At 38.2% G+C, this 15,380-nt stretch carries 15 protein-coding genes and 1 tRNA gene; 9 read left to right on the forward strand and 7 right to left on the reverse strand.

The features are described from left to right. The first annotated feature begins 232 nt into the window (after positions 1 to 232). The 4 genes from G9371_RS16430 to G9371_RS16445 are packed head-to-tail and all read left to right on the forward strand — an operon-like array spanning position 233 to position 1,513. A complete protein-coding gene (locus G9371_RS16430) occupies positions 233 to 487 on the forward strand; it encodes a hypothetical protein (protein WP_000701730.1) in 255 nt (84 codons plus the stop codon). A gap of 2 nt (positions 488 to 489) precedes the next feature. Next, positions 490 to 630: a hypothetical protein gene (locus G9371_RS16435; protein ID WP_001259410.1), complete on the forward strand. Its 141-nt coding sequence runs from the start codon at positions 490 to 492 to the stop codon at positions 628 to 630. Continuing rightward, on the forward strand, positions 620 to 847 hold the full coding sequence (locus tag G9371_RS16440) for a hypothetical protein (RefSeq protein ID WP_001087629.1): 228 nt from the start codon (positions 620 to 622) through the stop codon (positions 845 to 847). Before G9371_RS16435 ends, G9371_RS16440 begins: the two co-directional genes overlap by 11 nt. 12 nt (positions 848 to 859) lie before the next feature. Next, positions 860 to 1,513, forward strand: coding sequence for a hypothetical protein (locus G9371_RS16445; protein ID WP_000838342.1), 654 nt, complete (start codon positions 860 to 862; stop codon positions 1,511 to 1,513). Positions 1,514 to 1,570: 57 nt separating this feature from the next. Here G9371_RS16445 and G9371_RS16450 read toward each other — a convergent pair whose 3' ends face one another. Together G9371_RS16450 and G9371_RS16455 are read right to left on the reverse strand one after the other, a co-directional pair. After that, complete coding sequence (locus G9371_RS16450) at positions 1,571 to 2,521, reverse strand: inovirus-type Gp2 protein (RefSeq protein ID WP_000284561.1); 951 nt, start codon at positions 2,519 to 2,521, stop codon at positions 1,571 to 1,573. A 374-nt stretch (positions 2,522 to 2,895) separates the two neighbouring features. After that, positions 2,896 to 4,623 carry a hypothetical protein gene (locus G9371_RS16455; protein ID WP_000344079.1) on the reverse strand — a complete coding sequence of 576 codons (1,728 nt, stop codon included), beginning with the start codon at positions 4,621 to 4,623 and terminating at the stop codon, positions 2,896 to 2,898. Positions 4,624 to 4,807: 184 nt separating this feature from the next. Between G9371_RS16455 and G9371_RS16460 the strand changes: the two genes are divergently transcribed. Further along, positions 4,808 to 5,545 carry a hypothetical protein gene (locus G9371_RS16460; protein ID WP_000101621.1) on the forward strand — a complete coding sequence of 246 codons (738 nt, stop codon included), beginning with the start codon at positions 4,808 to 4,810 and terminating at the stop codon, positions 5,543 to 5,545. 31 nt (positions 5,546 to 5,576) lie between these two features. Here G9371_RS16460 and G9371_RS16465 read toward each other — a convergent pair whose 3' ends face one another. Then, entirely contained in the window at positions 5,577 to 6,497 is a 921-nt protein-coding gene (locus tag G9371_RS16465) for a hypothetical protein (RefSeq protein WP_000022452.1), read from the reverse strand. A gap of 177 nt (positions 6,498 to 6,674) precedes the next feature. Between G9371_RS16465 and G9371_RS16470 the strand changes: the two genes are divergently transcribed. Next, a complete protein-coding gene (locus G9371_RS16470) occupies positions 6,675 to 6,941 on the forward strand; it encodes a helix-turn-helix transcriptional regulator (protein ID WP_000572501.1) in 267 nt (88 codons plus the stop codon). A 55-nt stretch (positions 6,942 to 6,996) separates the two neighbouring features. On the opposite strand, the gene G9371_RS16475 is transcribed toward G9371_RS16470, so the two are convergent. From G9371_RS16475 to G9371_RS16485, 3 genes are all read right to left on the reverse strand, one after another. Beyond that, positions 6,997 to 8,211 (reverse strand): tyrosine-type recombinase/integrase, encoded by a 1,215-nt coding sequence (locus G9371_RS16475; RefSeq protein WP_000235462.1) that lies wholly within the window; start codon positions 8,209 to 8,211, stop codon positions 6,997 to 6,999. A gap of 168 nt (positions 8,212 to 8,379) precedes the next feature. Next, positions 8,380 to 8,469 (reverse strand) — tRNA-Ser (locus tag G9371_RS16480). 85 nt (positions 8,470 to 8,554) lie between these two features. Beyond that, a complete protein-coding gene (locus tag G9371_RS16485; RefSeq protein ID WP_000205086.1) occupies positions 8,555 to 10,585 on the reverse strand; it encodes an NADPH-dependent 2,4-dienoyl-CoA reductase in 2,031 nt (676 codons plus the stop codon). A gap of 265 nt (positions 10,586 to 10,850) precedes the next feature. On the opposite strand from G9371_RS16485, the gene argG reads away from it, so the two are divergent. Then, complete coding sequence (argG, locus tag G9371_RS16490; RefSeq protein ID WP_009518994.1) at positions 10,851 to 12,209, forward strand: argininosuccinate synthase; 1,359 nt, start codon at positions 10,851 to 10,853, stop codon at positions 12,207 to 12,209. Between the two features lie 59 nt (positions 12,210 to 12,268). On the opposite strand, the gene G9371_RS16495 is transcribed toward argG, so the two are convergent. Continuing rightward, complete coding sequence (locus G9371_RS16495) at positions 12,269 to 13,531, reverse strand: diguanylate cyclase (protein ID WP_000013374.1); 1,263 nt, start codon at positions 13,529 to 13,531, stop codon at positions 12,269 to 12,271. Between the two features lie 149 nt (positions 13,532 to 13,680). Here G9371_RS16495 and pyrC point away from each other — a divergent pair, with 149 nt between their 5' ends. After that, a complete protein-coding gene (gene pyrC / locus G9371_RS16500) occupies positions 13,681 to 14,715 on the forward strand; it encodes a dihydroorotase (protein WP_001084867.1) in 1,035 nt (344 codons plus the stop codon). Further along, positions 14,700 to 15,362 (forward strand): ribonuclease T, encoded by a 663-nt coding sequence (rnt, locus tag G9371_RS16505; protein ID WP_001982681.1) that lies wholly within the window; start codon positions 14,700 to 14,702, stop codon positions 15,360 to 15,362. The genes pyrC and rnt overlap by 16 nt, the downstream gene beginning before the upstream one ends. The last annotated feature ends 18 nt before the right edge of the window (positions 15,363 to 15,380 follow it).

A 15,380-nucleotide genomic window follows, 5' to 3' on the forward strand; every position in this document is an offset into this window, starting at 1 on the left:
ACTCTCTTTCATACAAAAGGAGTAGTCACCATGACTCAGCACTTTCTATCTATATTATTTTCCCTAAAACGATTTTCTATTCCTCTGTTGCAATAGCAACTTTCAAAATTTTTTGCTTATTTGACTGATCTAAACGCTATCTAGCCTTGGAAAGCTTTTTCAGATCTACACTTTAGTCAATTCAGCAAAATATATTACACATCAAATAACACAATAAAAATTAGGGGAAATGATGAAAATTCAAACTTCACTCATTGTTGTCTCAGTTGCACTTCTAGCATCAGGCTGTGCCAGCAAAACCGAACGCCAGTTTATCAGTGGTTGTAAAACAGGCGGCATTAATGACAGCACTTGTTCATGCATCTACGACAAACTTGAAAAGAAATATGGTGAGGGTGGACTGAAAGAAAATATCTACACCTTACAACAAACTGAATCCTTCCAGATGGATATGGTCAATGTGTCCTATCAGTGTATGAAGGAGTAGCCATGAGAACACTTGCAGGCATTATCTGCGTCATCGCTGTGATTTGTGTACTGGGTCTACCCTTCATTAGCTTCATGATCGTGATGGGAATTTTTATTGCATTGGCAAAATTTGCAACTGGGGGGGAAGTAAATGAATTCTAATCTTAAAGCTGGACTGATCAGCACTTATCTGGTCATTGGATTCTTTTTTGCCATCTATCAACATTTCTGGGGGCAGTATAACTATAAGCCATTTACCTACAATTTAGGGCAAGGCTTAGTGTGGCCTGCGGTGATGTTTCCTGTAATCGGTAAAATTGTTGGTGGAATTTTGATTCTACTATTCGTCTGGTTTGTTGTTATTCGTCCTAAATTATAAGGGAGTGCAATCATGAAATCATTATTTTCCACCATTGCCTTGTGTTCCCTGTTAATGGCATGTAGCCAGAACAATCAACCACCAAAAACTGATACTTCAGGTGAGCCTACCAATAATGCTGCTCAGCATACTCAATCAATCTATGCTCCTTATACCGAGGAAGCAGTTAAAGCTAAACTCAATGAAATGCAGATGATTATTGACAATGGTCATGTCTATTTACCTGCTGAGGTCAAGGAAGCGGAGTCTTATATCAGTGGATGGAATAAGTATCCTGATGTGCTGAAAGCCATGATGGAAACTGACCTTAATCCAAACAACACTCAGGAAGCTGCTGACATTCCGCTTGAGAATGAATCTGCACAAGTTAGCGATCTAAATGTTAAGGCTCGCATTAGTGCTAGAGAATCTCAATCTGCTTTTAATGTACAAGGGGCAATTGAATATATTCTTGAAATTCAATCGACCAGCAATCAGCCTTTTGTTCTACAAGGCATGAAAATTAATCGTGGTCGTTGTGGTTATTACACCGCTGACTTTCATAGCAAGATGCCTGTGCAAATGAGCTATAGCTCTACAGTATCGTACTTATTGAAATGCCGTGGTGATCAGGTGCTTGAAGCTGAATTAATCACCGATCAAGGAAATGTAAGTTTGTCTTTTTGATGTCAAACTGTACAAGATAGAGAATACATCTGATAGTCGTGTTCTCTATTTTTAATATCATAATGACTCATTTTGTTCAATATCTCTGCGCCATTTTACTTCAAACTGACCTGTACCAAAAGTCCGCATCTGTGGAGAGGTTTTAGCCCGTAAGCGCTGATCTTCTTTTTCAGGATTGACCAAGTACATCGCTGCACGAATCGCATTTGTAACTTGTATTGGTTGATCACGATGAATCATTCCAACCCCAAGCAATCCATTTTTATCAAATTTTTCCTTGTTGTCTTTGGTATTACAGTTGTAGTGAGTACCCTGTTGATTGGTGATGTGCTTCCAATACTCAGCCACCAGTTTTGCTAAACCTGAATCCTCTATACGACTATTCCCATCATAGATGAGTAATAAATGGCAGTGATAGCCTTTTTCTACACCCTGCTCTAATGCCCATACATAACCTTGTAAGTGCTTAAAACAGGTATCTTTATTTGACATACGATTACATAGAATATCCAATGCATACTTAAAGTCTTGAATACCCCAATGGATTTGATATTCTTTAAGAATAGAGATATCTACTCGAACAAACTGTAATCTAGCATAGTGTGTAAGCAGTTTATTTAGGTAGCATTCCAGTTTAAAGCGATTACGTTGTTCTTGACGCTGAAAATCGAATTGTTCTCGTATTGTATTTTTCATCTCATGTTGAATTATGCCTTGAATATGGAAGATGTGGTTTAGTTCAAATCGTAAAATATCTTCATAAAGATGGGAGTCCAATTTATCCATAATGTAATCTACGAGATTAATCACTCTTTTGAAAACATTAATGATTCTGGAATAAGTAAAATCTTCTCTGTAAATCACCTTAAAAGCACACACAGCATCCAACAGCTCTCGCTTGAATTCTTCATGATCATCAACAAATTGCTCATGGCATGTACTAACCATAAAATCTTCGATTGAGATAAGAATGGATGATTCACTTTCTAATGGATTATTCTGGTACATTTAGGTTCTCACTGAAACATAAGGTTCATATCTAAGTGAGAGATGTAAAATTTTACTGATCATGATTCTAAAGCAGGATGTTGTGGTCATCCTGCTTAGCTGAACATGCTTAGAGACTTTGGAACATACTATAGGGTTAATTTAGAATGCTTTTAGTGATTTGATATTGATACATTGTCTATAACCCATTTGAGTATGGGCTATACTTAACTAAATAACTCACTGTATTTAATCAACGATATAAGTTATTGTTTATATTATTAATAGATAATAATATATATTACCTGTTAAGCAAACCTGTCTAGACTGACCATTACACCACTGCGCCATACAGCGAGAATAACCAAATTATGGGAATATTACAGAAGCTAAACTTACGCTACTTTTTTATTCAGCAATTCAGTTCCTCCTGTATAAAACTGATCCAGCAATCCATATTTTTTCATGTCATCAACACTAGGTTCAATGAATTTCAGCAAATAGTCTTCGTTCGAATATTCCTCCTCTTTCCCACGAATTGGATGAGGGATATCGATCAGAAAAAACTCATCTTTAGTGAGTGTTGAATCGGGCACATAGATACAACTATACATTTTCTGCGACTCGACTTTTGGTATAATTTGAAAAAACTTGCCTGCTACATGACTGAGTCTTCGCGTACTTTTTAAAAATGGTAAAATCTGATTTTTGGCAATCAAATTCAAACAAAATAATAAGAATTCTAGGATGAACCGTTGCTCCTGTTTCTCTAGCTTCTGAATCTGTATTTGGATGTCCGCATCTGGATCGCTGTTTCTGATTAAGTCAGGATTTGTAATCAATTCCAAACGGTATTTTTCTTGAAAGACAAAAGGATAAATATCTTTTTCAATTGTAGTCCGATTTAAAATATCTACACCATATAACAGTGAACCTTGTAAGATATGCTGACGTAAACCCCGCTGATCAAGCAGTCTGCAACACCATGATTCAAAATAGCATTGCATCATTGTCAAATTTGAATCCAAATCATTCAACTTGATATGTTGCTTCTTTTTATTGATTAATGCTTGTTTGAACACTTTTGCAAATACTGTCAAATCTCCTTGTTCCTGATGGCATTGTTGTAATTGCAAATAATGAATTAGACATTCTTTAATGAAACTAGAAATCGTCTCCTGAACTTGTGATGAAGACTGGATACGCTCAATCATTGTTCCAGAAATAATGTTGATTTTATCTGAATCAAGCCCCTTAAGAACCAATGTCGTAAGGTGATTGAGATCGCGTGAGTTGTCAGAATCCAACGGCTGCACCTGCTCAGAAATTACCGTAAAAATATCAGCAATCATTTTTATTTCAAAATGATGTCTTTCACTCGCTTCCAATATATAAAACCGACCATACCGAGCATGATTACCCCAAAAGGTATGAGATAAATTCAACACGTAGGTTGGCGTTATATTTTTTATAAATTTGTTATTGATCGTCCCATGCACATGTACCCGAAGCAGACCTATCTTTTTCAAAAAGTAGATCGAATCAAATATTGCTTGCTTATTTAACCCTGTTTTAGCAACCAGTTGTGTTGTACCTATATTACGTATCACCCCATAAGCATCACATGAGCGAGTCAAGTTTGATAATGTCAACAATACCCTAAAATCCAGTTTTTGTTCGGGTAGTAAATCAAACTTTTTAGTGGTCACTCTGACTTGAGATAATTTGATTAAAATAAGCATTAAAAGGTCAAACTGCTTAATCGCTCTCTTAAGGCGGACATACCTATGATGGGATGTTTCATGTTGATTAACTTTACTCAATAGCAGATTTAAATAATCTAAATTCAGCTGTATTGTTCTAACTCTTGCCCGCCGACCTGTTTCTGGATATGAAAACTCCAATATCTCAAAGCCTGATAACTCCTCCAATACCAGTTTTAATTTTTTATGTTGCACACCTATCTTTTCAGACAATTCCAACAATGAATCGTTGGTTTTTTGTGTACCAAAGAGACTAATAAATTTAATCAGCACCAGTCTAGCGTAGGAACTTAATCTATGTGGTGATAACTCATTAAAATTAAAAATGAGCTGCTTATGCTCTTCTGTCATTTCATCCATACATTTTTATTCATTCAACATTGCTATTAGTAAATTTTAGAATTATTTTTAGATAGGCACAAATATTTACTATAAAATAAATTTAAAACAAATAAACATTTACTAAACGTATTTAGAAATGTTTATTCCACCTTAATTAAAATCTATAATCATATTAGAATTTCAAACATCATAGAACATCAAAATGGCAAGAAAACAACTGACATTGCAACAATGGCTTGATAAAGATCAGACATTAAAATCCTTGTTTTTAGAGCACGAATGTAACAAAGAGCAGGCACTACTGCAGATAGTTCAGCTTCCTGATGGACGATTGCAAATTCAGCCCATCGAAACCATGATCCACCCATTACTCGTAGCAGAAATAACGAATCAATGGGTACTTTTACTCAATGAAAAATATTTTTCCGATCTAAAAAATAGATTCAGAAATTTCAAATATTCCAAGAAAAATCATGCGAATGTGAGAAAGCAATTTTATCTAACCTCACATACAGCCAAAAAAATGGAGGCATTGACTGAAAAGCTCAAACTTAAAACTGAGGCAGAGTGTCTAGAATTCCTGATGAATACGTATGAGGCAAAGCAAACGCTCCCTCCACCCTATAAGCAAAAATTAAATGAAAAAGACATGATTATTGAGGAATTGAACCAACGCATCAAAGCCCTTGATAAAATGCTTTATATTAAACAGCTTCAGGTACGCAAACAGGATGAAGTCATCCAGAAGTATCTCATTAATGAATTAATCAACAGTAAAATTACCATTAATGAATTAACCAATAGCCCCCTTCAGGACGCCAGTGAAATTCAGAAATTAAAACTCCAGTTTTTAAAGGAAATACAGAAAAATATTCAGCTAGAGCAAATCAGGCACCTATCCGTTGATCAAATTGCTTCTGATACTTTTGGTAATGAATAAGCTGATGATTGTTTTTTATGAGTACTTCTTATCACTTTTGAATAAGAATATCCTGTAACAGTTCAGTACAATCCCTTAAGTGGTGAAGAATACTTTCATCATTATAAATGGTGTTATAGGGTATTTTTTTCCCCAGCAGCAAAGCAGGGTCAGTTGACTTCTGAGCAATGATTAATTCGTTTATTTCTAACTGAAGTTTGTCGATCCTGTTCTGATATTTACGATTCTGATAAACCTTTCCATGATAATTTTCATTCTGTTTATTATGGGAATTAATGAGTCGTCCCTTTTCCAATTCTTCAATCAATGCCAGCTTAGAATCTATTTCATTCTGAATCCAGACCAGATTATTTTTTTGATATTCAAGTCTAAGTATTGGCAAAATTGATTTTACCGCCTGTGATAAATTCTCCCACCGACCATTTTTATGAGCTTCATCCCTTAAAACCCGATACAGAATTTGATGCCGTGGGTATACATTCTTATCATTACGAACTTTGACTGCCCGAATACCTCTCATTCGTTTCAAAATCTTTAAATTGCGTTGGGTGCAAATATTTTCATCCAGAGCCTGATAAGCCTGTAAAATGACACTATAACGTTTTTTTTGAATTGTATTTGAAAGCGTATCAAACTCGTCTTTTAATGCATTTAGCTGTTCCAATAGTACTACTATCTGCATAGGTGAAATGACAGTATTCTCACCTAAAATCAGTTGATGAAATTCATTTATTTCTTTCAGAATTAAATCATTGAGGTGTAGTCGCTCGTTCAGCACCTTTCGCTGTATATCGCTTAACTCAGCAACGATGATTCTTTTTTCTGGCTCATCAGCTGTTTTTATATTTCCACATGCCTCATTTTGTAAAAAACTGGATTCATAATAAGTAAACAGACAATCAATGAACTCCTGTTCCAATTCATTTAAGTCTTCAAATTTTATAATAGACATATTTTTATATTCCAATATGTTAACAATGTATAATAGTAATGTTTTTTTATAATTATGCACTGTTCTTTTATCACTGTATACCACTGTCTATCATGAGCCATATGAAAGTATGCAATGTTCAATATCAATACTTTCATACTGTTAATATTTATGTGTATAAAATCCTAGAGGTGGAAAATGATAGAACAGCATTATCGTGTCAAAGACTTAGTCAACTACCCTGAACGCCCTGCCAAGGACTATGTAGATCGTGGTGGTCGCAGACGAAAGCTATCTTATAAGCCTGCAACCAAAGGGATATTGAATATTGCAGAATCCACCTTCTGGAAAATGATTCGTCGGGGTGATTTTCCTGAACCTACCTATTTAACAGCAAGTATGCCCACATGGGCTGAAAGCCAGATTATTGAATGGCTTGAACTCAAAGAGCTTAAAGCAGCATAAATTAAATAGCCTGTCGTTTGACAGGCTATTTTTTTATCATTGGATTTTCATCTTTTTACTGTTGCTGATCCAGCAATGATTCTAGGTAATTCGCCCACTCCTGCATCATCTCCCGACGATTGTTTAAAAATTTGGTTCGATTGTAGGCTGTACCATTATTATCTTTTACTTTATGTGCCAATTGATGCTCAATAAAGTCTACACGTTGTTCTAATATTTCATCCAACATGGTTCGTGCGGTTGCACGTAATCCATGTGCCGTTTGCTTCCCAGCATAGCCCAAGCGTTTTAACGCTGAGTTAATCGTATTATCAGAAATAAAAGTTTTACCATCCCGACCCACGAAAATGTATTCACTGTATGGGTGCAGATCAATAATTGAATCAATTAAGTCAAAGGCCTGATCTGACAATGGTACAATATGAAGCTGCTTGGTTTTACTAGCTGTAAATTTAAAGCATCTTTCTTCACAATAGAAATACTCCTTTTTCAGCTTGCGTATCTCCCCAGGTCGCTGAAAGGTCAACACGGAGATTTTTAACGCCACTTGTGTGATATGTGAACAACGTGGATAAAGTTTGGAGTAGTTCCAAATTTTATTGAGCATTGGAGCTAGTTCCTGCTCCTCTGTCACGGCTGCAAAGTTCCCACCCTGTGGTTTGGGCAGTTCAATATCCTCAATAGGATTGTATTGAATCAGCTTCTTTTTACGTGCTGACTTAAATATCTGGTTCAAGTCCGATTTTAGGCGTTTGGCAACTGACAATGCACCACGTTCAATAATGCGCTTAAAGACCTTAATCTCAAGAATTTCCAAGGTAAGCTGTGGAAAGGTTAAATCACCAATATAGGGATAGACATCGTGCTTTAAACGACGGATCGTCTCTTCATCCTGTTTTTGCTCTAGCTCACGTTTATATAGCCATGCTTCAGCAACAATACGAAAGGTATTTTCTGCTTCTTTCTGTTTCTGGGACTTGGTTTCAATCCGCTCCATTGCTGGATCGATGCCCTGCTTAATGAGCTTCTTATATTCATCACGAATAGTGCGAGCATCATCCAGTGAAACTTCAGGATAAGTACCTAAAGATAAATCATTACGTTTGGCTAAAAATGGACGTGTGTAATTGAATATCCAGTACTTGCTACCACTCTGATCAATACGCAGGTACAGGTTTCCCCCATCAGACAGCTTATACATCTTGTCAGGATCAGGTTTAGCTTTTTTAACTTGTAAAGCACTAAGCTTATTGATTCCACGAGTCGCCATAATTCAGACATAAAAAAATGCAGTAAGAAATAATCTTACTGCATTTTTTACTACTTTATAACTACCGATTGGCGTAGTGCGTCACGGCTTGTCATATCGTATATTTCCAACTTTAACCTTATAAATCATAAACTTATATAGTGTTAAACAGTGTCAGAAACTTGAATTTGGCGGAAGCGGTGAGATTCGAACTCACGGAGGACTCACACCCTCGTCGGTTTTCAAGACCGGTGCATTAAACCGCTCTGCCACGCTTCCATGTGCGTAAGAATACAAAGCTTATTCATTTTATTCAAGAAAAAAATCATCGCTTTGTGTTCAAGTGCATATTGTTTCATCAATTTTACAACTGGGCAGCCAATTCTGCTCCTTCTTTAATCGCACGCTTCGCATCTAGCTCTGCTGCGAGCTTTGCACCACCAATAATATGGTAGTTCGCTATAGTCGACTCCCCTTCTTTTGGCATCAAGTCTTTTACCGACTCTTGCCCCGCACACACCACAACGGTATCTACACGTAAAAGCTGGTCTTGACCATTATGCTCAATCCAAAGCCCTTCATCGGTAACTGCTTTATATTGCACGCCACGAAGCATGCGTACACCATGCTTTTTAAGCTGGGCACGATGTACCCACCCCGAAGTCTTGCCAAGACCAATACCGAGTGGGGTTGTTTTACGTTGCAATAAATAAATTTCTCGTATTGCTGGCTCAACTACTGGTGGTTGCATACCACCTTCAGAAACATAATTTGGATCTGGGTCTACACCCCACTCACGTTGCCACTCGGCTAAAGGTTGAGGCTGTGGTTGATGTGGTGGTTTAAGTAAAAATTCTGAGACATCGAAACCAATACCACCTGCCCCAATCACTGCAACCTTTCGTCCAACTTCAGCGCCCTGTAAAACTTGAGCATAAGAAAGAACTTGAGGTGAATTACTTCCTTCAATCTTTAATGCACGCGGCACGACTCCAGTCGCCACAATCACCTCATCAAAACCTTCACGTTCAAGTTGTTCACGATTAACACGAGTATTTAAACGAACATCTACCCCAGTTTTTTGAAGTTGTACTTTAAAGTAGCGAATCGTTTCGTGAAATTCTTCTTTACCCGGCACAACCTTTGCAAAGTTAAATTGACCACCTACATCTGCATTGGCTTCAAACAGGGTCACTGCATGACCACGACTTGCAGCAACAGTTGCAGCAGACATACCGGCTACACCACCACCTACAACGGCGATACGCTTTGGTTGTTTGGTTTTTAAATAAACCAATTCAGTTTCATGGCCTGCACGTGGGTTTACTAAACAAGATACACGCTTATTTTTAAATGCATGATCTAAACATGCTTGGTTACAGGCAATACACGTATTGATTTCATCTACACGATTGGTCGCAGTTTTATTTACCCAAAAAGCATCCGCCAATAAAGGGCGAGCCATTTGAATCATATCTGCTTTGCCAGTTGCCAAAATCTCTTCAGCAGTTTCAGGCATATTAATACGGTTAGACGCAATTACCGGAATTGAAATATGTTGTTTTACATGAGCCGTATAATCGACAAACGCTGCACGAGGGACCGAGGTGACAATAGTCGGCACACGTGCTTCATGCCAGCCAATACCCGTATTTAATAAAGTGACACCCGCTTTTTCTAAAGCTTTCGCAACCGTAACCACTTCTTGCATGGTGTTACCGTCATGCACAAGGTCAAGCAGCGATAAACGGAAACAGATAATAAATTTTTCGCCAACTTTTGCGCGGATCGCTTTGACAATTTCAACCGGGAAACGCATACGGTTTTCAATTTCACCACCCCAACGGTCTGTACGCTGGTTTACATGGCGACTTAAAAACTGGTTAATCAGATATCCTTCCGACCCCATAATTTCAACGCCGTCGTAGCCTGCCTTTTTGGCAATGTCGGCACACTGTGCATAATCTTCAATGGTACTGAGAATATTTTTTTCAGAAAGTTGACGTGGTTTAAATGGTGAAATTGGTGATTTTATTGCACTCGAAGACACTACAAATGGCTGGTAACCATAGCGTCCTGCATGCAAAATTTGCATCAAAATTTTTGAACCATGTTTATGGACGGCATGAGTCACCAAACGGTGCTGCGGAATATCAAATAAACTATTCATGGTTCCGCCAGCCGGAGCCAACCATCCTTGACGGTTCGGAGAAATACCGCCAGTCACAATCAAACCAACTCCACCTTTGGCACGCTCTTCAAAATAAGCTGCCAGTTTTGGGTAGTTAAAAAAGCGGTCTTCAAGCCCCGTATGCATAGATCCCATGACCACACGGTTTTTAATGGTTGTGAAGCCCAAATGTAATGGTTTTAATAAATTGGCGTAACTTGTCATGCTGCGTCCCAATATTTTTTTGCAACTTGTTGCATAGTACTTTAATACTTTTTTGATAATTTTGGATGACCAAGAATTATTTTTTATTTGAGATTATGGTCAATCTATAAATGAAGCAGATAATCCCATATTTTTCTTTAAATAATAAATAGCCATCAGAACAAGTGAATTAATGCTTTTTTTGCCAAAAAAAGCACCATGAATAGTGCTACAATAGCCGCCATTCAGAATTCTCGAGACCGCCTCAACGGGGTCTTTTTCATAAATGTTAGGATTAGCAATGACTGATAATGCAACTATCTTGCAGCATGTACCAGTAGGCAAAAAAGTTGGGATTGCCTTCTCTGGTGGTCTAGACACTTCAGCTGCTTTATTGTGGATGAAACAAAAAGGCGCTGAGCCTTATGCATATACTGCAAACTTAGGCCAGCCAGATGAAGATGACTACGATGCAATTCCAAAGAAAGCAGAACAATACGGCGCTGTAAAAGCTCGCTTGATTGACTGCCGCTTACAATTGGCGCTTGAAGGTATTGCTGCAATTCAGTGTGGTGCATTCCATATCAGTACAGGTGGTGTTCCTTATTTCAATACGACTCCACTCGGTCGTGCAGTAACAGGTACTATGCTCGTTACTGCCATGAAAGAAGATGACGTAAACATCTGGGGTGACGGTTCAACTTATAAAGGTAACGATATTGAACGTTTCTATCGTTATGGTTTGTTGACCAACCCAAATCTTAAAATTTACAAGCCGTGGTTAGATCAAAACTTTATTGATGAGCTTGGTGGCCGTGCAGAAATGTCACAGTTCCTCATCGACAACGGTTTTGACTACAAAATGTCAAAAGAAAAAGCGTACTCAACTGACTCAAACATGTTGGGCGCAACTCACGAAGCAAAAGATCTTGAATACCTAAATGCAGGTATCAAAATCGTTGACCCAATCATGGGCGTTGCTTTCTGGAAAGAAGAAGTTGAAATCAAACCAGAAGAAGTGACTGTACGTTTTGAAGAAGGTGTACCTGTTGCATTAAATGGTCAGCGTTTTGAAAATCCGGTTGAGCTTATTCTTGAAGCAAACCGTATTGGTGGCCGTCATGGTTTAGGTATGTCTGACCAAATCGAAAACCGTATTATCGAAGCGAAATCTCGTGGTATCTATGAAGCACCGGGTATGGCCCTTCTTCATATTGCTTACGAGCGTTTGGTTACTGGTATTCACAACGAAGATACGATCGAACAATACCGCATTAACGGTTTACGTTTAGGCCGTTTACTTTACCAAGGCCGTTGGTTCGACTCACAAGCGCTTATGTTGCGTGAAACTGCACAGCGTTGGGTAGCTAAAGCGATTACTGGTGAAGTAACACTTGAACTTCGTCGTGGTAATGACTACACCATCATGAACACTGAATCTCCAAACTTAACGTACGAAGCTGAACGTTTAACAATGGAAAAAGGTGATTCAATGTTTACGCCAATGGACCGTATTGGTCAGTTGACTATGCGTAACCTCGACATTACCGATACACGTGCAAAACTAGGTATCTATACAGATGCTGGTTTACTTTCAATCGGTCAAGGTTCTGCTGTACCTCAATTAGACAATAAGAAAAAATAATTTCTTATAACGTCAAAAAAGCCACCTCAATAGGTGGCTTTTTTATATTTAAAATTAAGTTAGGCAATTTCGGCGACTTGTAATGGCTGATAATAAATTTGATTACGGCCAAGCTGTTTTGCCCGGTATAAAGCCTGATCTGCCGCATGAATAAGCCTATCTTGTCCCATCTTTAGCCCACCCGTATATACGGTAAACCCTAAACTGATAGTGACATACTTTGACACTAAAGAAGCTGCATGAGGAATCGCTTGCCGTTCAATGGCTTTATAGATATTTGCAGCTACTGAATAAGCACCCTGTGCAGGTGTTTCAGGTAATAGTACAACAAACTCCTCGCCTCCATAACGCGCAACAAAATCGACATGACGAATTGAGTTTTTAATTGCTGCGGCAATGCTAGAGATGACTTTATCTCCCATCTGGTGCCCGTAAAAATCGTTATAGTTTTTAAAAAAATCAATATCAATAAATAAAACAGCTAAAGGACGCTTCTCTTGATTTGCTCGGTAGTAGAAAAAATCAAACATCTCATCAAATGTACGTCGATTCGAAATTTGAGTCAGGGCATCCTGCTGGCTTAAATGCAATAACTCCGACGCTTCAATCCGTAAGATCTGCTCATTAATTTCAGCAAGCTGGTTATTTAAAAAAAGGCTTCTTTCTCTTGAGATGAGCATACTGCTAATCGAGAAACCTAAAATACAACTACCGAACAAAGCACGACCCAGTGCAATATAGTCACAATTTACGTCTAACAAAATAAGAAAAGCAAAAACTAAAAATGCTGCCAATAAACCAACACAAAGCATGTGCAAAGGTTTAATACCGCTTAATATGAACCCGAGCATATATAAAAATGAAAGAAGCAACATAGACTGGTTCTTAAGCGCCATATTTCCGACACTAAGCAATAACATCGCATTAATAATAATGGTTAAAAATACAATGCCACATGCAGCTAAATAAAAGTGCTCGGAGAGTTTTGTAAATTTGGCAAAAACCCAGAACAATAACAGGGCAAGTGCAATATTCATTGCGCTAAGTAAGCAATGAATAAAGTCCAAAGTAATATAAGGTACCCCAATCACTAAATAGTCGGTCGGCAGGGCCAATAAAATAAAAATTAAATAAGTGAGTACACCACTTGCTAGAAACTTTGAGATGTTCTGTCTAGTTCGATCAAGATTTAAACACCAGAATTTTTTTTCCAGTTGTTTGGGCAAAGGCATATTGGCATAACGATGGGTATGTAGAGTGACCAAATACTCGATTTCTTCTTTAGATTTGAGTAATTGATGTACATTTCCCCTATTCGCCACTAGTCGATTCCTACATATTCTGCATTAACAAAATATAACATTATTTTTTAAAGCTCCCTGCGCTTTATTTTGCCATTTGTCCGTAATTCTCGTTACCATTTTCACACTTTATCGATTATCATTTGTTTTATTTCGAAGTTTGAACTGCCTTGAACTCTATTACCCTGCTCCAGCCAGATGATTGGCATGCACATTTACGTGATGGTTTAGCATTAAAACGTACTGTTCCAGATTTGGCTAAACAATTCGCCCGCGCGATTTGTATGCCTAACCTTGTACCGCCTGTAAAAACAGTAGAAGAAGCTTTAGCTTATCGCGAACGCATTCTTGCTCATGTTCCGGAAGGCAATAATTTTGACCCTCGTATGGTGCTTTATTTTACTGACCACACTTCACCAGATGAAGTTCGTAAAATTAAAGAATCAGAACATGTAAATGCGATTAAGCTTTATCCTGCTGGTGCGACCACAAACTCCGATAATGGTGTGAGTGATATTCGTAAAGTTTATGCAGTCATTGAGCAATTAGAGGAACATCAAGTTCCGTTATTGCTTCATGGTGAAGTAACTCATAATCATGTAGATATTTTTGATCGTGAAAAACGCTTCCTAGATGAGGTATTATCACCTCTATTGAAACAGTTCCCGAAACTTAAAGTTGTGCTTGAGCACATCACTACTAGTGATGCAGCACACTTTGTTTTAGAACAAGACCGTAATGTGGCGGCAACAATCACTCCACAACATTTATTATTTAACCGTAATGATATGTTGGTCGGTGGTATTAAACCGCACTTCTACTGTTTACCAATTTTAAAACGCCAAACGCATCAAACGACTTTACTTGAAGTAGCGACAAGCGGTAATCCTAAATTTTTCTTAGGTACAGACAGCGCTCCTCATGCACAAAATGCAAAAGAGAATGCTTGTGGATGTGCAGGCTGCTATAGTGCACCAAATGCAATTGAGCTTTATGCACAAGCATTTGACCAAGTCGGTAAATTAGAGCGTCTAGAAGGTTTTGCTAGCCATTTTGGTGCGGACTTCTACGGTCTACCACGTAATACTTCTACCATTACTTTGGTTAAAGAAGATAACCTCGTTCCAGAATCTTTTGATTATTTAGATAATCAAAAAATCATCCCGCTGCATGCCGGGAAAACGCTGCAATGGAGAAAAGTGTGACACAAGAAAACTCTGTCCCGGTCATTGGCCAACGTTTTCGTGGCTTCTTACCTGTTGTTGTCGATGTTGAAACGGCAGGTTTTAATGCCCAGACAGATGCATTGCTAGAAATCGCATGCATTCCGATTGTGTATGATGCGCAGGGACAATTTGTCCCTGGTCCTGCATTTCATGCACATATTAACCCTTTTGAAGGGGCTAACCTCGACCGCCGTTCGCTAGACTTCATTGGTATTGACCCATTCAACCCAATGCGTATTGCAATGGCTGAAGATGAAAGAACTGCTTTACGTCGCATTTTTAAATCGGTTAATGAAGTTCGTAAACAGCAACATTGTACTCATGCAGTACTCGTAGGCCACAACGCGCATTTTGACCTTGGGTTTTTACAAGCGGCCATTGCTCGCTCAGGCACAAAAAACCAAAACCCGTTCCATAGTTTTTCAGTGATGGATACGGTCACTTTAAGTGCAGTAATGTTTGGACAAACTGTACTTGCAAAAGCATGTATTCAAGCTGGAATTGAGTTTGATGGTAAAGAAGCACACTCTGCTTTATACGATACTCAAAAGACTGCTGAACTGTTTTGCTATATTTTGAACAAACTGTCTCCTTACCTCCTTGACAGTTTGGTGGCGGCTTCTTAAGATACCGCCATCCTCAAC

It is taken from the genome of Acinetobacter sp. EKM10A, assembly GCF_011075215.1.
Taxonomy (GTDB): Bacteria; Pseudomonadota; Gammaproteobacteria; order Pseudomonadales; family Moraxellaceae; genus Acinetobacter; species Acinetobacter baumannii.